Source organism: Roseixanthobacter psychrophilus, assembly GCF_043195195.1.
In the GTDB taxonomy this organism is placed as follows: Bacteria; Pseudomonadota; Alphaproteobacteria; order Rhizobiales; family Xanthobacteraceae; genus NCEH01.
Window position 1 is genome coordinate 1 of record NZ_JBAFWT010000199.1, and the last position, 403, is coordinate 403.

The 403-nt window shown below is 61.5% G+C and carries 1 protein-coding gene; it reads left to right on the forward strand.

The window, feature by feature from the left end; genetic code table 11:
• A partial coding sequence (locus V5F77_RS29190) for a transposase (protein WP_429008527.1) occupies window positions 1-403 on the forward strand: 403 nt, incomplete at both ends.

A 403-nucleotide genomic window follows, 5' to 3' on the forward strand; every position in this document is an offset into this window, starting at 1 on the left:
TCGGCGCGATACTGGCGACGCTGGGAATCGACGACTACAATCCATTGCGTCGTGATCGACGGGTGCGGCTGGAAGCGCTGAGGACGGCGCTGGATCAACCTCTGCCGGAGCACGCCAAAGCGAAGATCGTTCGCATCATCGAGCGGCTCGAATTGGTTCTGTCGCAGATCGCGGCCCTCGAATCTCAGCGTGACGCCGTCCTCGAAGAGGAGGCGCCGGAGGAGGCGCAGCGAATGATCAAAGCGCTTGTTTTGCTCCGCAGCATCGGCGCGCAAAGCGCGACGGTGTTGGTGTATGAGGCGTTCATTCGACGCTTCGCCAACGGAAAGGCGCTGGGTTGTTATGCGGGTCTGACCGGCACGCCATTCAACAGCGGCGGCAGCGAACGTGAGCAAGGAATCAG